Genomic DNA, 22,869 nt, shown 5'->3' on the forward strand with positions numbered 1-22,869 from the left:
GCGAATTCACCTGTTCACCCCGCCCTGACACCGCCGGTACTGGATGTACGAGGCGGCCGGGCGGGCCTGAAGGGGGTGAATGCAAGGGGTGGGCCAGCTGTCGGCCGCGCGCTCAATCGACGGCGTTGGCCTGGTGCTCGGTGTCTACCGAGGTGTCGATGCTCACCACCACCGACATGCCTGGCCGCAGCCGCGCGGCCAGCGGCTGGTCGGGGTCGACGCTGATGCGCACCGGGATGCGCTGGGCGATCTTGACGAAGTTGCCGGTGGCGTTGTCGGCCGGCAACAGGCTGAACTCCGAACCGGTGGCTGGCGAGATGCGCTCGACCCGACCATTGAGCTTCTGATGGTCCAGGGCATCGACGCTGAAGCTCACCGGCTGGCCGAGGCGCACCTGGGCCATCTGGGTTTCCTTCAGGTTGGCGATGATCCACAGGTTATCGGGAACCAGGGCCATGAGCTGGGCACCGGAATTCACGTAGGCACCGAGGCGCACGCCGATCTGCCCCAACTGGCCGTCGCGTGGCGCGGTAATGCGGGTGTTGTCCAGGTCGATACGCGCCAGTTCCACCGCGGCTTTGGCGTTCTCCACCTGGGCCTGCAGCGAGTCACGGTTGACGATCACCGTCTGCAGGTCTTCCCTGGCGATCTGCAAGGCGGCACGCGCCTCGGCTTCGGCGGCCTGGGCCTGGGCGTCGGCCGCGCGGGCGACGTCCAGCTCGCTGCGCGACACCGAGCCGTCGGTGACCAGCGCCTGGTTGCGCTTGAGATCGGCCGCGCTCTTGCGCACCTGTGCCGAGCTGCTCTGCAAGGCGGCCTGGCGCTGGGCGATGGTCGCCTCGGCACTGCGCCGCTGCTGCAGGTTGTTGGCCAGGGCCGCCTGCTGCACGCCCAGTTGCGCCTCGGCCTGCTCCAGGCGCTGACGGTAAATGCGGTCGTCCAGGCGCACCAGCAGTTGCCCGGCCTTCACATGCTCGAAGTCCTGCACCGTGACCTCATGCACGTAACCGCTCAGCTGCGGGCCGATCAGCGTGGTCTGGCCATGCACCTGGGCGTTCTCGGTACTCTGGATGGGGCTGGTGAACGGCGGCAGTTGCCAGGCGTAGAGCACGATGAGGATGCCGCCCAGGGCAATCAAGGCGAACAGCGTGGTGGAAATCACCCGTGCGCGCAGCGGCCGTGGCTTGCTGGTGGCCGGTGAGGTGAGCGGCGCCGGCGGCGGGTTGCTGGCGACCGGGGCCGCATCGGTGGAATCTTTACGGGTGGTGTCGTTCATCGAGTCTGCGCACTGCTGGTGGATGGGGAGGCCGCAGACAGCGGCTGGGTGGGCTCGGTGGTCATCTTCAGCCAGATCATCCGCAGGGTGATCCACAGCATGGTCAGCACGGCGATCAGGGCGATGAGCATGAACACGTCGTTATAGGCCAGCACATTGGCCTCGCGGGTAGCGGTGCTGGCCAGGGCGCGCATGCCCTGGGCGGTGCGTGCGGCGGGGTCGGCGATCACCCCCCCATAGGCCGCCGCCCCGCTTTGCAGGCGGGCCTGCACCAGCGGGTCGAAGGCGGTGATGTGTTCCATGAGCTGGCTGGAGTGAAATTTCTCGCGCACGATCTGGAAGGTGCCCAGCGCCGCCGAACCGATCAGCCCGCCGATGTTCTGGGTGATGCCGAACAGCACCGAGAAGCTGACCATATTACGCGGGTTGGCCAATACGCCGCTGATGCCCAGCACCAGCGTCGGGCCAAGGAAGAAGGTGCCACCGAAGGCCAGCAGGAACTGGCTGAGGTACATGTTTTCCGGGCGGGTCTGGTAGGTCGAGCCGCTGTCCATCCAGGCCCCGGCGGCCATCATTGCCAGGGAAATCAGCAGCGGTTTGATCAGGTGCGCCGGGTCGATGGTCAGGGCACTGACCAGCAGGCCTGCGATGCTGCCGAGCAGCATCACCAGGTACAGGCTGTGCAACTGCTCGCTGCCCAGGTTCAGCGCCTGCAAGAACGCTACCGCGCCCACCGACTGTTCGGACAGCACCACCCGAAACAGAATCACCGCCAGCCCCAGGCGCAGGATCGCCCCGCTGCCCAGCCAGCGGGTGATCAGCAAAGGGTTGCGGCGGTTGTGCTCGATCGCCAGCCCCGCGCAGATCAGCGCGATGGAGGCCGCCGAGGCGATGCCGATCCAGGGCTCTTCCAGCCACCATTCGATGCGCCCCAGTGACAGCACCGCACACAACAAGGCAAAGCCGCTGGCCAGCAGGCCGAAGGTCAGGAAGTCGAGCTTCTCGAAGGCCTTGAAGCGGTCGCCCGGCGGCAGCTTGAGCATCAGCACGCAGCCCAGCGAGAGCATCGCCATGCCCAGCTCGAACAGGTACAGGCCGCGCCATTCGGCGATCTGCAACAAGTCTTCGGAAATCAGTCGCGCCATGGGCGTGGCCAGTTGCGCGGTGCCCAGCCCCAGCACCAGGGCCTTGAGCCGCCACTTCTGTGGAAAAGCCTGGATCATGTAGTAAAGGCCCAGGGTGCTCAGCGCCGCGCCAACCATGCCGTGGGCCGCACGCACGGCCACCGCGGAATCGATATCGTTGACGAACAGATGGGCCAGGGTCACCAGCGCGTAAAGCACCAGGAACAGTTCGGTGAACGCGCGCAATCCATACTGCTGGCGGAACTTCACCAGCAGCAGGTTCATCGAAACGTTGGTCATCACGTACGCGGCCGGCAGCCAGGCGATGTCCTCCGTGGTGGCGCCCAGAGCGCCTTGCAGATACGGCAGGTTGGCGACCACCAGGGCATTGCCCAGGCCACCGGTCAAGGCCACGATCACTCCGACCAGGGCGAAGGCCAGGCGCTTGGGTGTCGGATGCAGGGGCGTGGACGGCGAACCCGGCATGGTCGGGCGCTCATGGGGCTGCCACTGGCGCGGGGCGTACTTGTCGGTCATGGATGCAGGTTCATGAGCAGGCCTTGAAAGTCCCTTGTGTGACATTGGCGGTCGCCGGAATGCTCAGTGCGCCCTGCAATTAACCGGCAACATCGCCAGTGAAGCGCAAAGGACGGTAAAGCTCCAGAGCCGCCTCGCAGCAAAAGGCTATGCTCTTGGGAAGTGGCGGAACCTTGGCCAGGCCGGCCGCCGGACAAAAACGACAAGGAGTTCGAAATGAGTTCATCGGCTTCACTCCAGCGCCAGGCTAAGCAAAGCGGCGACAAAGCCATTCTCAGCGACGTGCGCAACCACATCGGCCACTTGATCCTCAACCGCCCCGCCGGACTCAATGCCCTGGACCTGGACATGGTCCGCCACCTGCAATGGCAGCTCGACGCCTGGGCCAACGACGACGACATTTATGCCGTGGTACTGCGCGGTGCCGGCGACAAAGCCTTCTGTGCCGGCGGTGACATCCGCGCCCTGTACGACAGCTATCGCGCCGGCCAGGGCCTGCACCTGCGCTTCTTCGAAGAGGAATACGCCCTCGACCAGACCATCCACGACTACCGCAAGCCGATCCTCGCGCTGATGGACGGGCTGGTGCTGGGCGGGGGCATGGGCCTGGTGCAGAGCGCCGACCTGCGGGTGGTCACCGAGCGCAGTTCGCTGGGCATGCCGGAAGTGGCCATCGGCTACTTCCCCGATGTCGGCGCCAGTTACTTCCTGTCGCGCCTGCCCGGCGAGCTGGGCATCTACCTGGGCGTGACCGGCAACCGTATCGGCGCTGCCGACGCCTTGTACTGCGGGCTGGCCGACTGGCACATGCCCAGCCAGGCCCTGCCCCGCCTGGACCACATGCTCGACCACCTGAAGTGGAAGATCACCCCGCTCAAGGACCTGCAGGGTGTGATGGCGCGCCTGGGCAGCCAGTGCCTGCCAGAGCCACCGCTGCAGGCCCTGCGCCCGGCCATCGATCACTTCTTTTCCCTGCCGGATGTGCCGAGCATCCTTGAACAGCTGCAGCAGGTCTCGGTGGCCGACAGTCGCGAATGGGCGCTGGATACCGCTGCCGCGATGCACAACCGCTCGCCCCTGGCCATGGCGGTGACCCTGGAACTGCTGCGTCGTGGCCGACACCTGTCGCTGCCGGAATGCTTCGCCATGGAATTGCAGCTGGACCGCCAATGGTTCGAGCAGGGCGACCTGATCGAAGGCGTGCGCGCCCTGATCATCGACAAGGACAAACGCCCGCGCTGGAAGCACAGCAAGGCCGCAGGCGTCAGCCAAGAGGATGTGCAGCGTTTCTTCACCCGCCAGGAGAGTTGATATGCACGACATCGAACTGAGCGGAGAACAGGTGATGATCCGTGATATGGCCCGGGATTTCGCCCGCCATGAAATCGCCCCGCATGCCAGGCGCTGGGAGCAGGAAGGCTGGATTGACGACGCGCTGGTGGCGCGCATGGGCGAACTCGGCCTGCTGGGCATGATCGTCCCCGAACAATGGGGCGGTTCGTACCTCGACTACGTGGCCTACGCCCTGGCCGTGGAAGAGATTTCCGCCGCCGACGCGGCCACCGGCACCTTGATGAGCGTGCACAGCTCTGTGGGCTGCGGCCCGCTGCTCAACTACGGCAGCGAACAGCAGAAGAACACCTGGCTGGCGCGGCTGGCCAGCGGCCAGGCCATCGGTTGCTTCTGCCTCACCGAACCCCATGCCGGTTCCGAAGCGCACAATCTGCGCACCCGCGCCGAGCTGCACGGCGACCAGTGGGTGCTCAACGGCGCCAAGCAGTTCGTCAGCAATGGCCAGCGCGCGCAACTGGCGATCGTTTTCGCCGTGACCGACCCGCAGCTGGGCAAGAAAGGTCTTTCGGCCTTCCTGGTGCCCACCGACACCCCCGGTTTCACGGTCGAACGTCGCGAGCACAAGATGGGCATCAAGGCTTCGGACACTTGCGCCATCAGCCTCGATGACTGCCGCATCCCCGCCGCCAACCTGCTGGGTGAACGCGGCAAGGGCCTGGCCATCGCCCTGTCGAACCTGGAGGGCGGACGTATCGGCATCGCGGCCCAGGCCCTGGGCATCGCCCGCGCCGCCTTCGAAGCCGCGCTGGCCTACGCCCGCGAGCGGGTGCAGTTTGACAAGCCGATCATCGAGCACCCCAGCGTCGCCAACCTGCTGGCTGACATGCACACGCGCATCAACGCCGCACGGCTGCTGGTGCTGCATGCGGCGCGTCTGCGCAGCGCCGCCCTGCCCTGCCTGTCCGAGGCATCGCAGGCCAAGCTGTTCGCCTCGGAAATGGCCGAGCAGGTGTGCTCCAGCGCCGTACAGATCCACGGCGGCTACGGTTACCTGGAAGACTACCCGGTGGAGCGGCTGTACCGTGATGCGCGTATCACCCAGATCTACGAAGGCACCAGTGAGATCCAGCGCCTGCTGATCGCCCGTGAGCTGCGCCACTACTCGCTCTAGGCGCGTGGCCTGGCCGAACGACCAGCTGCCCGGTACGAACGAAGACAAGGCACTACAGGCTGGGCCATGGTGATCATGCCGGCACCAGCCTGCGGCGGCCCAGCTGCGTGACCAGCAAGGCGACGGTGTCGGCGTTGGCCAGCATCACATCACTGCGTATCTCGGCATTGGCATAGAACTCGACCCGTGCCCCGGCCAAGGTCTTCTGCCCTGTGATGTCGAGGATCTTGCGCAGCGCCTTGCCTTCGCTACGCCCCAGGTCCTGCCAGCTGCCGTCTTCGTTGTGGCGATGAAACAGGCGGTCGCTGGGCGTGCGATGCGACAGACCGTTCTGATGCACCAGCATGTCGTCACGCAGGCCGCGCCGGTAAGCCGAGTTGTCATCGAGCAGGTCGACGAAAGGCATGTGCGACTCCACGTAGGCGATGTCTTCGGTAGCGCAGTACAGGTGCGACAGCTCATGCAAGAGTATCGCCGCGCGGAAATGCGCACCCAGATTGAACTGACCGTGGCTCTGCACCCTGGGCTTGAGGCGGCACACCGGGTCCATGAAGAAGCGCTCGGTCAGGTAAAGGCGCTTCTGCTCCTCGCCGGGGAAGGTGAACGCCAGGGTGTTCTCGCCAGCGTGGCGACGAGTGCCCACCACGTAGCGCGACGAATTCCACGGCGAGAGCGTGCTGTCCATCAATTCCTGATACAGCACACCGACCCTCTGCTCGACCTTTGCGTACAACCCGGCATCGGGCTCGGCCACGCCGAAGAAGTCGGCCACCCACGCCTTGACGGCCGGGTGGCGGGCACCCGCAGCGTCGCGGAAGGCAAGGTTGTCCAGGCAGGTTTCCAGGTACTGGCGGGCCTGGGCATGGGCATCGACGATGTTCTGGGCGCGGTTGCGAAATCGCTGGCGGATCTCTTGCATGCCACGCGCCTCGACAATCATCGAGCGGTTGACGCCGGCCGCGATAAGGCCGTTGCTGACCCGCGTCAGCACCCCGCCGCCGCCCTTGAGCCCGGCGCGCAGATCGACCTGCCACTGCTGCTGGTTGTCGAGTACGATCCGTGGGCCGAGACTGTCGTCCCTGAAGATGTACCAGCTGTTTTCGTCGCGGGCCACCTCGTAGACCGCTCCGGCCAGGCGTACGTACCGCCGATCATCGTCACCCTGGTAGACATTCAGCAGTTCGTCATGCTGCAGGTTCTCGAGCACCACGTCATGGATCTGGAAGGGGCGTAAGCGCCCCCACAGTTCCGGGGTCATTCGCCCGTTTCCCCAGCCAAACTCGGGGAAACCGATAACCCGCGGCAGCTCACTCGCCACCTCACCACCGTTCTGCTCCGGCTCCGGCTCGGGATCGATCGGCTCCTCCTCCCTGGCGCGCCTGACGGCGATCAACAGCCCCAGCCCGGCCAGCAGCTCAGACGCGGCCTTGCCCCAGCGTTGGCTGATGACGTCAAGGGCCGACTCATGCAGCAAATGCTGACTCTGCCAGACCCCCACCAGCGCCCCCAGTCGTCCGGGCAGCAGGGCCAGCACCTGTTCGGCGCCCAGGCTCCACAGAAAGCGGGTACTGGCGCGATCCGCTTCGGCATTGGTCACGCTCGACTGGTCGAACCACCAGCGCAGAACTTCACCCGTACTGTCGAAGAGCGTGCGCAGCGCATTGCCCAGCACCGGTTCGACCACCAGGGTCACCGGCCCTGGCACTTGCCAGGGCACGTCCTGATCGGACTCCGTACTGAAGGGTATGTGAGGCTCGAGAAAGCCCCCATGGTCATAAAGGCGCCGGCCTCTGGAGTCCAGGCGCTCGAGAATGAATTTCTGCAGCTGTGCGTTGCCCCGGATATCGTCCAGCAACGCCTGCTCGTCGGCGTATTCCTGAAGCACGAAGTCGGCGTTGAACAGCATGTACAGCAGCCACGGACCAGGCTGTGCGGCACCCGGGGCAATGATGAAGGCACCGGGTACTCGATCAGGCTGCATGCCGGGGCCGGCGCTGATCTGCAACGGGCTGAAGATCACCTGCCGATCAAGGACCGCCAGGCGGCTGCGGCCGTCGGGCATGTCCAGTACGCCTTCGATGAACCGGTAACCCTCCTCGCTCAAGCGCCCGGTCACCCGCATCGAGTAGCCACGCAGCAGTTCCAGCGGCGGCACCTGTTCGGCATAGAGCCGCAAGCGCTCGGCGTACTCGGGGCCTGACGGCGAGAAGTGGGCTTCAAGCAGTTGGCGGTACGTGGCGGCGATGTCCAGTTCGCGCACCATTTCACTGAAATAGTCGATCGTCAGACGCTCGTCGACGGGATCACCCTCGCCGGCCAGGACCGATACCAGCGCGCCCTGGGTCGCCGCGAAGCGCTCGATGGCGTAATCGGTCAGGCTGGCCTGAACCTGGCTGGTGGCGGCCGGCACGCTTGGCGGAATCTCCCCCAGCGTCACCGGCGCTGGCGTGTAGCGGGTGAGGGTCACGACGATCCGGTCCGGGTCGAGGTCAAGGTCGGGAAAATCACCCTTGAGCCGCGCCAGCAGCCTGGCATGGGCGAACACCTTGGGCTCCGGAATATCGTGAAGAAAGTCCTGGTCGGAATGACAGGCCAGGTACCAGCGCAGAACGATGCTCCTGAGGTCTTTCAGTTGCGCGTACGAGGCCTGCTTGACCCATTCGGGAAGCCGGGTGTCGGCCAGAATCACCTGCATGGTGATGCCGATACGATCGAGCAACTGGCGATTGGCGTCGTCATGCTCGTACGGCTGCAACGCCTCGCGCAGCACGGGCGCCGCCGCTTGCCAGGCCTGCGCCCGGTGCAAGGCACGCAAGGCACCCGCACACTGAAGCTCGAGCGCATCGCGCTGCAGTGCCTCGATGAAATGGCCACTGACCGGTTGTAGCGTGAGTACCAGCTCGGCTGGCCCCGGCACCGTGTCCAGATACGCCTGGAACCGCTGGCGGCTTTCGCCGCCCAGTTGCGCCATCCACGCGGCCCTGGCCTCGGCCAGGCTCAGGCGTTTAGCCAGGCCTTGTTGCAAGTCCGACAGCGAGGCGTATTCGCTGAATCCTTCGCACAGCGACCAGAGGACCAGGCCACTGGCCGGGTTTTCACCGCGCAGGACGATGGCCTCATCGAGCTTAAGGGCTGGCTGCCCTGGGTCATACATCACATGCAGGCGACAGACCTCGACACGCTCCGCCCCCAACGACCGCCGTACGGCATCCAGGGGACGCTCCAGCACCTGCCCGGCCATGCTCAGGCTGGCGGGCTTGAGAGCGCCGAGGCGTGTGGCCATGGCCAGGTCGAGACGCAGCGCACATTCGCGTATCCAGCCGCCCAGCGCCGGCAGCCGCAGTCGCGTGTCGAGCCAGCGCCGGGAACGGCTGAAGAACTGGCGCAGCGCCTGCAGGTAATGTCCGGCGAACCCTGCGCTGGTCTGCGCCACGATCAGCTCGATCAGCGCCACCGGCAGGCCGCCGACAGGTTCGACGAAGCGTTCCGAGCCGCCGTGCAACACGCTGACATCGCTGGACAGCGCCCGCGGCGCATGACCGGTGAAATGCTCCAGCGCCCAGTCGATCAGCCGTACGTTGCCCTCGCCTGGTATCTGAAGCCAGAGATCACGAGCGTCCAGGGCCGGGTTGTCGAACACCGCGAGGTAACGATTCAACGCCAGGCGCATCGCGCCATAGGCGCCCTCGCCCAGATCGGCCTGGCGCTGCAGCAGCAGATCCAGCCGCTTCATCTGCCCCCCCCAGGTCGGCGGCGTCAGCAACTCGGCAATCGACAGGCGTTCACCCCGCGGCAGCCCGGCGCCCCCCGTCCAGCGTGTTTCGAAACGGCCCTTGTCGTTACTCCAGCGCCAGCCGTCATGCAGCGCCAGCAGACGCCGATCGACCAGATGACGGATATCCAGGGCATCATCCACCCGCACGGCTGCGCGTTCGCTGGCTATCACCGGTAGCCCCAGCACGTGCTGCAGATTACGAAACTGAAGGGCGATGAGTGACTCGCACTGCCGCTCGAACAGCGGGTCCTCGACCAGATCCAGACGCAGGCTGCCAACCCTGCCGCGACTCAGCGCACCATGCTCGTTGAGCGAGCTGTGCAACAGCAGCTCGTCGCTGCCCTGCGCACTCTGGAAGTGCGCCTGGAGCTGCTGGCGGTTGACGAAGCGACGCACGCCGTGTGGGGGCGACACCAGGTAGAGTCCCGCCAGTTCGGTGCTGACGGGCTCCAGCAGGAAAATGCCCGACAGTTTGACGACCAGCGAATCCTCTAGCTGCACGGCGATTTGCCAGGCCTGCCCGGTGGCGTGGCCAGGCTGCAAGGCAAGGTCACGCAGCCGACGAAATTCCAGTTCACTCAAGTGCTGCTCGGTTCTTGCAGTGATCAAAAGCTGGCGAAATGCATCGGCCAGCGCGCGTTGCAGCCGCTGGCGCCGGGAAACACCGCTCGCCGGCACATCGTCCCAGAACGCCCCCAACAAGTTGCCGAAGTGCTGCTCCAAGTGGGAGGCGGCGCCTGTCAGGGCCGTGTCCCAGGCCCGAGCCTCTTGCTCGCTGACCGTCCAGCCTTGTCCGTTGAGAAACCGCCGGCGCACCGACGCATTGTCCAGAGGCTCGAAAGCCGCCTCAGCGAGCGTCTGGGTCCCAAGCACCCGGGGGCCCTCGCCTGGCGAGTCGGTAATGAGCTGAAGCGGATGCCGGGACACATCGACATTCACCAGGTCCAGACGTCGCGCCAGCTCGTCGCGAAGTTTGTGCGAAATGGCAGCCTGCAGGTCCGGCAAGTCGTCGAAACACTCCGCCAGCACCTGCAGGCGCGCCGCCTCCTGTTCAAGGATGGCTTTGGATCGTTGCGCGAAGACATTGCCCTCGACACGCTCCAGTTCGAGCGCCGCAGCGCGCCCGCCCAGGAATCGCCAGGTGATGGCCTGTTCAAGCGCCCGACGATCAGCGAAGACTTCGGTGCCGAACAGCAGGGTATTGAGAAACAGCGGCGCCTTGGGGTCGAGCGAGTCGCTGATGACCCAGGCCGCGTCGAGTTCGCTTCCCAGGTCGATGCCCGCGTCGCTGGACAACCGATCGATACGCGGCAAGGGCGTTTCGTGCGTAACGGGGTCCGTCTCCAGCAGCCGCTGGAGCCAGGCGTGTTGTTCGGTGGTGATACGCGTGGCGCCCAAGGCTTCCTTGAGATGCTGGGCAAAGCGCGCTCTGAGCGCTTGCTCATGGAGGTAGGGTGTTGCAAGGGTCGTCATGTCAGCTTCCTTTTGCATGGTCGCACCCAGGCGTGCAGCGCCTGGGTTGGCGAAAGATGAAAAGGGCAGCTAAAGGCAGTCCGGGCTGGCGCCTGCCGTACATATGGCTATAGGGCTATAAACGACGCGGCGCCGGACATGTAGCCGCTCCCGGTTGCGACCGGCAGCGGCTGGGCCGGGTCAGAACTTGCGAGTGGTCTGCACCCAGACAGCGAAGGTGTCGATGAAGGTCTGCAGGAACGCTTTGGTGCGCTCGTTCACTTGGCCGTTCTCGTCGAAACTGGCGCTGATGTTGCCCAAGTACGACTCTGGCTGCTGCAGGCAGGCGACGTCGAGGAACACCAGCGACTGGCGCAAGTGATGGTTGGCGCCGAAACCGCCAATGGCACCGGGGGAGGCGCTGATCACCGCACCGGGCTTGCCGCTCATCTTGCTCTGCCCGTAGGGACGCGAACCAACGTCGATGGCGTTCTTCAGCGCACCGGGCACCGAGCGGTTGTATTCAGGGGTGACGAACAGCAGGCCATCGGCAGCGGCCAGTTCCTGGCGAAAACGCGTGTAGGCCGCCGGAGCGTCGTCGCCGTCGATGTCCTCGTTGTACAGCGGCAGGTCGCCGATCTCGACGATTTTCAAATTCAGGCTTGGCGGCGCCAGTTCTGCGAGGGTGTGCGCGATCTTGCGGTTGATCGAGGCTTTTCTCAAGCTGCCGACCAGAACGGCAATCGTATGGACCTTGCTCATGAAGACTCCTGCTGCTCATTGAAGAAAGTGCAGTTATAGACCAGAGGTGGCGCCGGTTGTATGAGGCCTGTGCCTTTTATTGCGCCAGATCGGCTGCCCGACCTGGCGAACCAGTCACCGCTTTGATGGTCTACCTGTGCGATTGACAGCAATTCCGCGGTTTATTTGCAAAGGTTCAAGGTAAAAAATGGCTTCAGTTCTGGTCGGGCAGTTTCAAACAAGGGATGCAGAGGGTCGTGTCTACCCGGTACAAGAGTTTCAGGAAGCACAACTCGATGGTGAGGGCGGCGCCACGGTGGTGACCACCTACCGGCTGGTGATCGGCGACCGCGTCAACCACCTGGGCGGTGATGAATTCGAGCTGGTGCAGACCGGCGTGAAGATGACCCGGATCCCCTGAACAGGCTCAGGCGACGGGAAAGATTAGGTACCAGAAAATGGCCACTTCCCGCGTCTGCGGGTCGATGCCGCGGTAGCACAGGTGATCGACTCCACCGACCACGAAACCGAAATCCTCGTAGAGCCGACAGGCGTCCAGGTTGTTGTTCTGGGTTTCCAGCATGATGCCTGCCAGCCTGCGCGACTGGCTCCAGCGACAGGCACTTTCCAGCAGTGACCGGGCTACCCCGTTGCGCCTGGCCGGGATGTCCACGGCCAGCTCATCGATATGCGCGAAACCGTTGCCATGCGCGCGCAGCACCACATGGCCCACCGCCTCCTCGCCCAACCAGGCGACCAGCACCGTGCTGTCGCCGCTCATGCGCCGTTCGCTGAACTCCAGCGAGTCGACCCCGTAGTTCTTTTCGTACGGAATCACTTCCGTCACCGGCCAGGCCGCGACCGGCTCGCCCACCCTGACGCTGGCGTAGCCGCGTACCGTGAAGGTGAATTCGCCGTTGAGGATGTAGTCCTCGAACTGCTCGTCGGCGACACGGATGCTCAGCACAGGACGCGGCGACATGGTCGTGGCTGGCTCAGGAACTGGCCGGCTGCCCGGCTTCCTGCAACTGCACCCACAACGCCGGGGCACCGGCGGCCTTGGCGATGATCGCCATGCGTGCTTCGTGCTCGGCCAGCTCTGCCTCGCTGGCGCGGATGATCCGCCCGGCAGCACGGTCGGCCGCCAGGCGACGGATCTCGCTGGGGCGGCTGGCATCACCGTCGCCGCCGTCGGCGCCCTGGCCGGACAGCGACAAGGTGGTCTGCCCACCGGTCATCGCCAGGTAGACGTCGGCGAGGATCTCGGAGTCGAGCAAGGCGCCGTGCAGCTCACGGCCGGAGTTGTCGACCCCGTAGCGTTTGCACAGCGCGTCGAGGCTGTTGCGCTGCCCCGGGTGCCGCTCACGCGCCATCAACAGGGTGTCGAGGACCGTGCAGTACTGGGTGACGTCGGCGCGATCCTGCTGGCCCAGAAGGGCGAATTCGTTATTGATGAAGCCGACGTCGAACGCCGCGTTGTGGATGATCAACTGCGCGCCGCGGATGAATTCGAAGAACTCGTCGGCCACCTCGGCGAAGCGCGGCTTGCCGACCAGGAATTCGTTGGTGATGCCGTGGACGCCAATGGCGCCCTCGTCGCTTTCGCGATCAGGCTGCAGGTAGACATGGAAATGGCGGCCGGTCAGGCGCCGGCCGATCAGCTCGACACAACCGATCTCGATGATCCGGTGACCTTCGGTCACCGGCATGCCAGTGGTTTCGGTATCGAGGACGATCGAACGATTATCGGGATTTTGCAGTGACATGGACGCTTGCCTCTTGTGCAGGCGCGCATGTTAACACGCCTGCCGCAGGCGTCGCGTCAGGCCTTGCGGCGCACTTCGTCGACACCGCGGTTGGCCAGCTGGTCGGCACGCTCGTTGCCCGCATGGCCGATATGCCCGCGCACCCACTTCCACTCCACCTTGTGACGGCTGACCTGTTCGTCGAGCTGCTGCCAGAGGTCGGCATTCTTTACCGGCTCCTTCGCGGCGGTTTTCCAGCCGCGCTTCTTCCAGTTCGCCATCCACTCGGTGATGCCTTTCATCACGTACTGCGAGTCGGTGACCAGAGTCACCTCGCAAGGACGGGTGAGGGCCTCCAGGCCACGAATCGCGCCGAGCAGCTCCATGCGATTGTTGGTGGTGTTGGCTTCGCCCCCCCAGAGTTCCTTCTCCTGGCCCTTGTACACCAGCAACGCGCCCCAACCGCCAGGCCCGGGATTTCCCTTGCAGGCACCGTCGGTAAAAAGTTCTACGCGTTCACTCATGGTCGCTTTCCCGGATCAAAGAAACTGCTGACGGCTCACGGCTCGCAACCGTCACGGTTGACCTTGGCCAGCGGCAGGGGAATCAGCTTGCCGATAGGCTCGCGCCGCGGCTGGCGCAGCGGCCGCAGCCCCACCACCAGCTTGCGCGCAACCAGCAGGTAGAAGCCGCCGCCGACCAGGCCCTGGCCACCGGCCCAGGTTTCGAGCCCCAGCAGGCGTGCCTGCCACTTGGCCGATGCAAGCGGCGGACGATAACACCCGAAGCGACGCTTCTCCAGCGCGAAGCCCAACAGGTTGAGCCAGTCGGCCACCCGCGACGGCGAAATGCAGCGCGCCTTGCGCAGCGCATCGCGGGCGAACACGCGGCGTGCACCCCAGAAGCTCCACGGATTGATACCCACGATCAGCAGATGTCCGCCAGGGCGCACGCTGCTGGCGGCCTCGCGCAACAGCCCATGGGGCGACACACAGAAATCCAGGCCATGCTGCAGCACCACCACGTCGGCAGCATGCTCGCACAGCGGCCAGGCCTGCTCCTCGCAGGCGATTTCCATGCCCGGCAGTGGCGCACCGAGGCGCACGCTGCGCTGGATCTGCGGCGCCTGTGGCAGCGCCTGCGCAGATGGCCCGTAGTGCACCAGAAAGCTACCGAACAGACGCGCCAACTCTTCTTCCAGCAAGCGCCGTTCCTCATCCTGCAGCAGTTGCCCCAGCGGCCCCGAGAGCCACTCGCGGGCGGCGCAGGTCAACGCCAGCCATTGGGGATCGGCCTGGGCGAAGGCTTCATCGGTCATTGCTGGTTACCTCCAGGACTCAGGGGCGGATCGACGCCCCAGAGGGACACGGGACAGACATGGCGGTCGACGAGTATGCCGACAGTGCCTAAGATGCACTATCGTTTCTCGCCAGGCGAACTGCGCAATGATACAGATCCACGCCCTCCCCGCTTTCAGTGACAACTACATCTGGTTGTTACAAGACCTTTCGACCCGCCACTGCGCCGTGGTCGATCCGGGCGACTCGGCGCCGGTACTGGCCTGGTTGCAGGACAACCCCGACTGGCAATTGACCGACATCCTCATCACCCACCATCACAACGACCATGTCGGCGGCGTGGTGGCGATCAAACAGGCCACCGGCGCCCGGGTGCTGGGCCCGGCCAGGGAGTCGATTCCGGCCCGCGACGTCGCTCTGCAGGACGACGAATGCATCGAAGTGCTGGACCGCCGCTGGCAGGTCATCGATGTGCCCGGACACACCGCCGGGCACATTGCTTTCTATCATGATGACGCTCAAAGGCCACTGCTGTTCAGCGGCGATACGCTGTTCGCGGCCGGCTGCGGACGCCTGTTCGAAGGCACGCCACAGCAGATGCACGACTCGCTCAGCCGCCTGGCGGCACTGCCCGACCATACCGCCGTCTACTGCGCCCACGAATACACCCTGAGCAACCTGCGCTTCGCCCAGGCCGTTGAACCGCAAAACGCCGATATCGCCCGGCGCCTGGCCGAAGTCAGCCAATGGCGGGCCGAGAACCGGATCAGCCTGCCTACCGACCTGGCGCTGGAGCGCCGGACCAACCCCTTCCTGCGGGTTCATGAAACATCCGTTAAAGAAAAAGCGGATGAATGGAATGGTCGCGACAACCGCTCGCCAGCGGAGATTTTTGCCAGCCTGCGCGACTGGAAAAACAACTTCTGATACAGCCGTCCATCTGCGGAAAAAACCTCAAAGGTTGACCATCGCCGGGTCCCTTCCTAGAATCGCCCGACATTTTTTCCTGGAAACACCCCAGACAATGTCGTCATCTACTGGAAACCCCGCGAATTCCGAGACTTTGACGCGTCTGGCCCAAGCCATCGCGGTGACGGCCAGCGCACTGCTAGCAGGTTGCCAGACCGGCGGTCACGTCCAGCCGGAAAGCACGTATCGCAGCAAACCCAGCCTGGCTTCCGGCATCAAGCAAAAGCCTCTGTTCGTCACCCCGGCGGCGCAGAGTCAGCCCCAGGATGTCTGGGAGCGCATGCGCCAGGGTTTCCAGCTGCAGCAGGGCAATGACCTGAACCCGCGCATCGACCAGCAGCGCCTGTGGTTCGCCAACAACCCCACGTTCCTGGAGAGCGCCGGGGAACGCGGCAGCCTCTATATGCACTACATCGTCGAACGCCTCGAAGAACGCAACATGCCGCTGGAGCTGGCCCTGCTGCCGGTGATCGAGAGCGCCTACAACCCGATGGCCATCTCCCGTGCCCAGGCCGTCGGCCTGTGGCAGTTCATCCCGTCCACCGGTCGCTACTACAACCTGCGCCAGACCAGCTTCTACGACGGGCGCCGCGACATCCAGGCTTCGACCAATGCGGCGCTGGATTACCTGAGCCGCCTGCACGACATGTTCAACGGCGACTGGCTGCTGGCCCTGGCCGCCTACAACGCCGGCGAAGGCACGGTCAGCCGCGCCATCGAACGCAACGACAAGCTCAACCTGCCGACCGACTACTGGAACCTGCCGCTGCCGCAGGAAACCCGTGACTACGTACCCAAGCTGCTGGCCCTGGCCCAGGTGGTACAGACGCCAGCGGCCTACGGGGTGAACCTCACGCCGATCGCCAACGAGCCCTACTTCGAAGTGGTGGAGCTGAACAAGCGCGTCGATCTGTCCAAGGTCGCCAGCCTGGCCGACATCGACGAAGACGAACTGATCCAGCTCAACCCGGCATTCAAGAAGCGCCTGACCGTCGATGGTCCGCAGCACCTGCTGGTACCGACCTCCAAGGCGCAACTGCTGGCGGCCAACCTGCCGAACCTGCAGCCGGCCGAGCTGATGCAATGGCAGCACTACCGGGTTCGCCGCGGCGATACCCTGGAAAGCCTGGCCAAGCGTTACCAGGTGTCGGTCAGCACCCTCAAGGGCAACAACCAGTTGTCGGGCAACCTGCTGAAGGTCGGCCAGTCGCTGAGCATCCCGGTGCGACCGGGCGGCGTCGCCCAACCGGCCTTCGAGCTGGTGGCCAGCGAGGACAAACCGGTGCGCTCGCGCACCTACCGGGTCAAGAGCGGCGACAACCTGTCCAGCATCGCCCAGGCCAACAAGGTCAACGTCGACGAACTGCAGCGCTGGAACAAGCTCTCCGGCAACCGCCTGAGCATCGGCCAGACACTGGTCATTCAGGCGCCTGCCAAGGTCAGCAGCAGCGCCGTGGCCAGTAGCACAAACAGCGAAGGCAAGCCGGTGCAGTACAAGATCCAGAAAGGCGATTCCATGTATGCGGTCGCCAAGCGCTTCAACGTCGAGATGAAACATCTCAAGCGTTGGAACCCGCGCACCGGCCAGGCCCTCAAGCCCGGCCAGACCCTGACCGTCTACCTGCCCCGTTGAGCGAGCGGTTTACCGCTCTGCCACGGTCTTTTGTGGTAGCCATCAAGCTGCTACTGTTAGCGGCCCGATAAAGCCGTGCGGATCGTGATACGTCCCTTCCTGTCAGCCCTCATGCTGGGCCTGAGCCTGAACGCCAGCGCAGCCATCAGCGAAAGCCATGGCTATGCGCAGTTCGGCACGCTCAAGTACCCGCCCAGCTTCACGCATTTCGACTGGGTCAATCCCGAGGCGCCGAAGGCTGGCACCCTGCGGATCATGGGCTTCGGCACCTTCGACACGCTCAACCCCTACACCCTCAAGGGCAGCAGCCCGGTGGCGACGGGCAATTTCCTGCAGTACGGGGTCAATGAGCTGAACGAGCCGCTGATGGTCGGCACCGGTCCCTATGACCCGTCGGGTGACGAACCGGCTTCCAGCTACGGCCTGATCGCGCGCAGCGTCGAGTACAGCGAAGACCGCAGCTGGGTGGTCTACAACCTGCGCCCCGAGGCCAGGTTCCATGACGGCCAGCCCATCACCGCCTACGACGTGGCGTTTTCCTATCGGACCCTGCTCAAGGACGGCCACCCGCAATACCGCACGGCGCTGCAGGAAGTGCAGCGCGTCGACATCCTTGGCCGTCATCGTGTGCGCTTCGTCCTCAAGCGCGTCGGCAACCCGCTGCTGATCCTGCGCCTGGGCGAGATGCCGGTGCTGCCCCAGCACTATTGGAAAGACCGTGACTTCAAGGCCACGACCTTCGAACCACCTCTGGGCAGCGGCCCGTATCGCATCACGCGGGTGCAACCGGGCCGCCAGCTGGTGTTCGAGCGGGTCAAGGACTACTGGGGCAAGGACCTGCCGGTCAATCGCGGCAAGTACAACTTCGACCGGGTCGAGGTGGAGTTCTACCGCGACAGCGAAGTGGCTTTCGAAGCCTTCAAGGCCGGTGAATTCGACATCTATATCGAGCACCAGGCAAAGAACTGGGCCAACGGCTACACCTTCGCCGCCGTACAGCGCGGCGAGGTGATCAAGGCCGAGATTGCCCACCAGATTCCGACCCAGACCCAGGGCCTGTTCATGAACAGCCGACGCGCGACCTTCGCCGATGCGCGGGTGCGTGAAGCCCTGGGCCTGATGTTCAATTTCGAGTGGACCAACCGGGCGCTGTTCAACGACGCCTACCAGCGCTCGAACAGCTATTACCCCAATAGCGAGTTCGCGGCCAGCGGCCTGCCCTCCGGCGCCGAATGGCTGTTGCTCAGCCACTATCGCGACCAGTTGCCGGCGAGCCTGTTCACCCAGCCACCCAGCCTGCCGCGCAGCGACGGCGGCGGCATTCCCCGGGAAACCCTGCGCCAGGCCCTCGGGTTGCTCAAGGACGCCGGCTGGCGCTTCGCCGGCCAGCGCCTGGTCGATGCGCAGCAGCAGCCGCTGCGCCTGGAGGTCCTGCTGGTCAACCCCGGGCTGGAGCGTATCCTGCAGCCTTACGTCGAGGACCTGCGGCGCATCGGTATCGATGCAGGCCTGCGTACCGTGGACCGCGCGCAGTACCGCCAGCGCCTGGAGCATTTCGATTTCGACATGATCCTCATGACCCTGCCGCAGACCCTGAGCCCTGGCCTGGAGCAATGGCAGTACTTCCACTCCAGCCAGGCGGCGATCAGCGGCAGCAAGAATTACGCCGGGGTCAGTAACCCGGTGGTCGACGGCCTGCTCAATCGCCTGCTGGCCGCCCAGAGCCGTGAAGATCAGGTGGCCGCCGCCCGAGCACTTGACCGGGTCCTGCTGTCAGAGCACTACATGATTCCCAACTGGTACCTGAACAACCACCGCCTGGCCTGGCGCAACCGCTTCGCCATGGTCACCACGCCGCCCTATACCCTGGGCTTGCGCGCGTGGTGGCTCAAGCCTCTGGAGACATCCCGATGACCCCCATGCGTTCGCTGCTCGCCGGCGCCTGCGGCCTGATGCTCGCCGCCCTGGCCGGCACCCTGCAGGCCCAGCCGCAACACGCCGTGACCCTGTATGACGAAGCCCCCAAGTACCCTGCCAACTTCAAGCACTTCGACTACGTGAATCCCGACGCCCCGAAGGGCGGCACCCTACGCCAGGCCGGCTTCGGCAGTTTCGACAGCCTCAACCCCTTCATCAACAAGGGCACGCCGGCCGAAGACGTGGGCATGATCTACGACACCCTGGCACGCGCCAGTCTCGACGAGCCGTTCACTGAATACGGCCTGATCGCCGGCAAGATCGAGAAGGCCCCGGACAACACCTGGGTGCGCTTCTATCTGCGCCCCGAAGCGCGCTTCCACGACGGCCACCCGATTCGCGCCGAAGACGTCGAGTTCACCTTCAACACCCTGATCAAGGACGGCACGCCCATGTACCGGGCCTACTACGCCGGTGTCGACAAGGTGGTGGTCGAGGACCCGCTGCGGGTCAAGTTCGTGTTCAAGGACAACCACAGCCGCGAACTGCCGCTGATCCTCGGTCAGCTGCCGGTGCTGCCCAAGCACTTCTGGGCCAGCCGCGACTTCACCAAGAGCAACCTGGAATTCCCGCTGGGCAGCGGCCCCTACAAGGTGGCGGAGGTCAAGGCCGGGCGCTCGGTGCGCTACGAGCGGGTGAAGGACTACTGGGCCAAGGACCTGGCGGTCAACCGTGGGCAGTACAACTTCGACGTCATGGCCTACGACTACTACCGCGACAGCGACGTGGCCCTCGAAGCCCTCAAGGCCGGCCAATACGATTACCGCGAAGAGAACACCGCGAAGGCCTGGGCCACGGCCTATGACATCCCGGCGGTGCGCGACGGCCGGCTGATCAAGGAAGAACTGCCCAATGGCAACCCGCAGGGCATGCAGGGTTTCATCTTCAACCTGCGCAAGCCGGTGTTCCAGGACCCCAGGGTGCGCGAGGCGCTGAGCCTGCTGTTCGACTTCGAATGGACCAACAAGCAGCTGTTCAATGGTTCCTACACGCGCACCAAGAGCTACTTCGACAATTCGGAAATGGCCTCCAGCGGCCTGCCCTCGCCTGCCGAGCTGAAGCTCCTCGAACCGCTGCGCGGCAAGGTGCCCGAGCGCGTGTTCACCGAGCCCTTCACACTGCCGGTCACCGATGGCAGCGGCATGATCCGCCCGCAGCTGCGCCGTGCGTACCAACTGCTGCAGGAAGCCGGCTGGCGCATCAAGGACGACCAGATGACCGATGCCCAGGGCAACCCGGTGAAACTGGAGTTCCTCATGGTGCAGACGGCCTTCGAACGGGTCATGCTGCCCTACAAGCGCAACCTCAAGGACCTGGGCATCGACCTGTCGATTCGCCGGGTGGACGTGGCCGAATACATCAACCGCCTGCGTTCGCGGGACTTCGACCTGATCGTCAGCAGCTTTCCGCAATCCGCCTCGCCGGGCAACGAACAGCGCGAATACTTCCACTCGGTCAGCGCCGATCGCGCGGGCAGCCGCAACCTGATGGGCCTCAAGGACCCAGCGGTGGACGCGCTGGTCGACGGCCTGATCCGTGCCGACTCCCGCGAAGAACTGGTCACTTATGCCCGCGCCCTGGATCGGGTGCTGCTGTGGGGCTTCTACGTGGTGCCCAACTGGCACATCAAGAGCTGGCGCATCGTCTACTGGGATCACCTGGCTCACCCACAGGCCAAGGCCCTCACCGATATCGGCCTGAGCAGCTGGTGGGCCAAACCGGGCGTGCAGCCCGCCGCACCGACGCCGCTGCCAGAACCCCAGACCGAGGAGGAGCGCTGAGATGCTGGCCTACATCCTGCGGCGCCTGCTGCTGATCATTCCGACCCTGTTCGGCATCCTCATCATCAACTTCATCATCATCCAGGCTGCGCCCGGCGGCCCGGTGGAACAGACGATCGCCAAGCTCGAAGGCTTCGACGGCGCCACCAGCCGCATCGCCGGCGGTGGCTCGGAGGTCGGCGTGGCCGGCTCCAGCTACCGGGGTGCGCAGGGCCTGGACCCGGCGCTGGTGCAGGAAATCGAGCGTATGTACGGCTTCGACAAGCCCGCTCCGGAACGCCTGTGGATCATGATCAAGAACTATGCGCAGCTGGACTTCGGCACCAGCTTCTTCCGTGATGCCAAGGTCACCGACCTGATCATGGAGAAGATGCCGGTTTCCATCTCTCTGGGGTTGTGGAGCACCCTGATCATGTACCTGGTGTCCATTCCACTGGGCATTGCCAAGGCCACCCGGCATGGCAGCCAGTTCGACGTCTGGACCAGCTCGGCGATCATCGTCGGTTATGCCATTCCGGCCTTCCTGTTCGCCATCCTGCTGATCGTGCTGTTCGCCGGCGGCAGCTACTTCGACTGGTTCCCGCTGCGCGGCCTGACCTCGAACAACTTCGACGAGCTGAGCACCACCGGCAAGCTGCTGGACTATTTCTGGCACCTGGTGCTGCCGATCACCGCCCTGGTGATCGGCAACTTCGCCACCCTGACCCTGCTGACCAAGAACAGCTTCCTCGACGAGATCAGCAAGCAGTACGTGATCACCGCCAAGGCCAAGGGCCTGTCGAACAACCGCGTGCTGTACGGCCATGTGTTCCGCAACGCCATGCTGCTGGTGATCGCCGGCTTCCCTTCGGCGTTCATTGGCATCTTCTTCACCGGCTCGCTGCTGGTGGAAGTGATCTTCTCCCTGGACGGCCTGGGCCTGATGAGCTTCGAATCGGCCATCAACCGCGACTACCCGGTGGTGTTCGGCACCCTGTTCATCTTCACCTTGCTGGGCCTGGTGGTGAAACTGATCGGCGACCTGACCTACACCCTGGTCGACCCGCGTATCGACTTCGAAAGCAGGGAGCATTGATATGACGCTGTCTCCAATCAATCGCCGCCGCTTCGAGCGCTTCAAGGCCAACCGCCGAGGCTGGTGGTCGCTGTGGATCTTTCTGGTGCTGTTCGTGCTCAGTCTGGGCGCGGAACTGATCGCCAACGACAAGCCTCTGGCCCTGCGCTACGACGGCCAGTGGTACTTCCCGGTGTTCGAGCGCTACCCGGAAACCACCTTCGGCGGCGAATTCCCGCTGGAAGCCAACTACAAGAGCCCGTATATCCAGGACCTGCTGGCGGCCAAGAACGGCTGGGTGCTGTGGGCGCCCATTCCCTTCAGCTACCAGAGCATCAACTACGACCTGAAGGTCCCGGCCCCCGCCCCGCCGTCGCGGGACAACCTGCTGGGCACCGACGACCAGGGTCGCGACGTGCTGGCCAGGGTCATCTACGGCTTCCGCATCTCGGTACTGTTCGCCCTGACCCTGACCCTGCTCAGTTCGGTGATCGGCGTCGTCGCCGGCGCCCTGCAAGGCTTCTATGGGGGCTGGGTCGACCTGCTCGGCCAGCGCTTCCTTGAGGTATGGTCCGGGCTGCCGGTGCTGTACCTGCTGATCATCCTGGCCAGTTTCGTGCAGCCCAACTTCTGGTGGCTGCTGGGCATCATGCTGCTGTTCTCGTGGATGAGCCTGGTGGACGTGGTGCGTGCCGAGTTCCTGCGTGGCCGCAACCTGGAATATGTGCGCGCCGCCCGGGCACTGGGCATGCGCAACGGCGAGATCATGTTCCGCCACATCCTGCCCAACGCCATGATCTCGACCCTGACCTTCATGCCGTTTATCCTCACCGGCGCCATCGGCACCCTCACCGCCCTGGACTTCCTCGGCTTCGGCCTGCCGGCCGGCGCCCCCTCGCTGGGCGAGCTGGTCGCCCAGGGCAAGGCCAACCTGCAGGCGCCCTGGCTGGGCATCAGTGCCTTCGCGGTACTGGCGATCATGCTGAGCCTGCTGGTGTTCATCGGTGAAGCGGCGCGCGACGCCTTCGACCCAAGGAAATGAC

The 22,869-nt window shown here is 64.7% G+C and carries 17 protein-coding genes; 9 read left to right on the forward strand and 8 right to left on the reverse strand.

The window, feature by feature from the left end; all coding sequences use genetic code 11:
- Positions 1 to 112 precede the first annotated feature (112 nt).
- Positions 113 to 1,276 (reverse strand): HlyD family secretion protein, encoded by a 1,164-nt coding sequence (locus RRX38_RS07515; protein WP_315962106.1) that lies wholly within the window; start codon positions 1,274 to 1,276, stop codon positions 113 to 115.
- The gene (locus RRX38_RS07520; RefSeq protein ID WP_315962107.1) at positions 1,273 to 2,937 is read right to left on the reverse strand and encodes an MFS transporter; all 1,665 of its coding nucleotides are present in this window, start codon (positions 2,935 to 2,937) and stop codon (positions 1,273 to 1,275) included. The genes RRX38_RS07515 and RRX38_RS07520 overlap by 4 nt, the downstream gene beginning before the upstream one ends.
- 216 nt (positions 2,938 to 3,153) lie before the next feature.
- On the opposite strand from RRX38_RS07520, the gene RRX38_RS07525 reads away from it, so the two are divergent.
- Both RRX38_RS07525 and RRX38_RS07530 read left to right on the forward strand, forming a co-directional pair.
- A complete protein-coding gene (locus RRX38_RS07525; protein WP_315962108.1) occupies positions 3,154 to 4,248 on the forward strand; it encodes an enoyl-CoA hydratase/isomerase family protein in 1,095 nt (364 codons plus the stop codon).
- A 1-nt stretch (position 4,249) separates the two neighbouring features.
- Positions 4,250 to 5,401 carry an acyl-CoA dehydrogenase family protein gene (locus RRX38_RS07530; RefSeq protein ID WP_315962109.1) on the forward strand — a complete coding sequence of 384 codons (1,152 nt, stop codon included), beginning with the start codon at positions 4,250 to 4,252 and terminating at the stop codon, positions 5,399 to 5,401.
- 73 nt (positions 5,402 to 5,474) lie between these two features.
- Here RRX38_RS07530 and RRX38_RS07535 read toward each other — a convergent pair whose 3' ends face one another.
- Positions 5,475 to 10,649 (reverse strand): dermonecrotic toxin domain-containing protein, encoded by a 5,175-nt coding sequence (locus tag RRX38_RS07535; RefSeq protein WP_315962110.1) that lies wholly within the window; start codon positions 10,647 to 10,649, stop codon positions 5,475 to 5,477.
- 180 nt (positions 10,650 to 10,829) lie between these two features.
- On the reverse strand, positions 10,830 to 11,390 hold the full coding sequence (locus RRX38_RS07540; protein ID WP_315962111.1) for an NADPH-dependent FMN reductase: 561 nt from the start codon (positions 11,388 to 11,390) through the stop codon (positions 10,830 to 10,832).
- A 187-nt stretch (positions 11,391 to 11,577) separates the two neighbouring features.
- On the opposite strand from RRX38_RS07540, the gene RRX38_RS07545 reads away from it, so the two are divergent.
- Positions 11,578 to 11,790, forward strand: a complete 213-nt coding sequence (locus RRX38_RS07545; protein ID WP_295476915.1) for a hypothetical protein — start codon at positions 11,578 to 11,580, stop codon at positions 11,788 to 11,790.
- A 6-nt stretch (positions 11,791 to 11,796) separates the two neighbouring features.
- On the opposite strand, the gene RRX38_RS07550 is transcribed toward RRX38_RS07545, so the two are convergent.
- From RRX38_RS07550 to RRX38_RS07565, 4 genes are read right to left on the reverse strand one after another with little or no spacing between them, the layout of a single operon-like run.
- On the reverse strand, positions 11,797 to 12,351 hold the full coding sequence (locus tag RRX38_RS07550; protein ID WP_315962112.1) for a GNAT family N-acetyltransferase: 555 nt from the start codon (positions 12,349 to 12,351) through the stop codon (positions 11,797 to 11,799).
- A gap of 13 nt (positions 12,352 to 12,364) precedes the next feature.
- Complete coding sequence (dnaQ, locus tag RRX38_RS07555; RefSeq protein WP_295476911.1) at positions 12,365 to 13,135, reverse strand: DNA polymerase III subunit epsilon; 771 nt, start codon at positions 13,133 to 13,135, stop codon at positions 12,365 to 12,367.
- Positions 13,136 to 13,191: 56 nt separating this feature from the next.
- Positions 13,192 to 13,638, reverse strand: a complete 447-nt coding sequence (gene rnhA / locus RRX38_RS07560; protein WP_295476909.1) for a ribonuclease HI — start codon at positions 13,636 to 13,638, stop codon at positions 13,192 to 13,194.
- Between the two features lie 35 nt (positions 13,639 to 13,673).
- Positions 13,674 to 14,432, reverse strand: a complete 759-nt coding sequence (locus tag RRX38_RS07565; RefSeq protein WP_315962113.1) for a methyltransferase domain-containing protein — start codon at positions 14,430 to 14,432, stop codon at positions 13,674 to 13,676.
- A 127-nt stretch (positions 14,433 to 14,559) separates the two neighbouring features.
- Between RRX38_RS07565 and gloB the strand changes: the two genes are divergently transcribed.
- The 6 genes from gloB to RRX38_RS07595 all read left to right on the forward strand — a co-directional run bounded on the left by gloB (position 14,560) and on the right by RRX38_RS07595 (position 22,868).
- Positions 14,560 to 15,339 carry a hydroxyacylglutathione hydrolase gene (gene gloB, locus RRX38_RS07570; RefSeq protein WP_315962114.1) on the forward strand — a complete coding sequence of 260 codons (780 nt, stop codon included), beginning with the start codon at positions 14,560 to 14,562 and terminating at the stop codon, positions 15,337 to 15,339.
- A gap of 97 nt (positions 15,340 to 15,436) precedes the next feature.
- Positions 15,437 to 17,014, forward strand: a complete 1,578-nt coding sequence (locus tag RRX38_RS07575; protein WP_315962115.1) for a lytic transglycosylase domain-containing protein — start codon at positions 15,437 to 15,439, stop codon at positions 17,012 to 17,014.
- 111 nt (positions 17,015 to 17,125) lie between these two features.
- Entirely contained in the window at positions 17,126 to 18,928 is a 1,803-nt protein-coding gene (locus tag RRX38_RS07580; protein WP_315962643.1) for an extracellular solute-binding protein, read from the forward strand.
- Complete coding sequence (locus RRX38_RS07585; protein WP_315962116.1) at positions 18,925 to 20,772, forward strand: extracellular solute-binding protein; 1,848 nt, start codon at positions 18,925 to 18,927, stop codon at positions 20,770 to 20,772. The genes RRX38_RS07580 and RRX38_RS07585 overlap by 4 nt, the downstream gene beginning before the upstream one ends.
- A 1-nt stretch (position 20,773) precedes the next feature.
- A complete protein-coding gene (locus tag RRX38_RS07590) occupies positions 20,774 to 21,847 on the forward strand; it encodes a microcin C ABC transporter permease YejB (protein ID WP_295476900.1) in 1,074 nt (357 codons plus the stop codon).
- A gap of 1 nt (position 21,848) precedes the next feature.
- Positions 21,849 to 22,868, forward strand: a complete 1,020-nt coding sequence (locus tag RRX38_RS07595; RefSeq protein ID WP_315962117.1) for an ABC transporter permease — start codon at positions 21,849 to 21,851, stop codon at positions 22,866 to 22,868.
- Position 22,869: the final 1 nt, after the last annotated feature.

It is taken from the genome of Pseudomonas sp. DTU_2021_1001937_2_SI_NGA_ILE_001, from assembly GCF_032463525.1.
In the GTDB taxonomy this organism is placed as follows: Bacteria; Pseudomonadota; Gammaproteobacteria; order Pseudomonadales; family Pseudomonadaceae; genus Aquipseudomonas.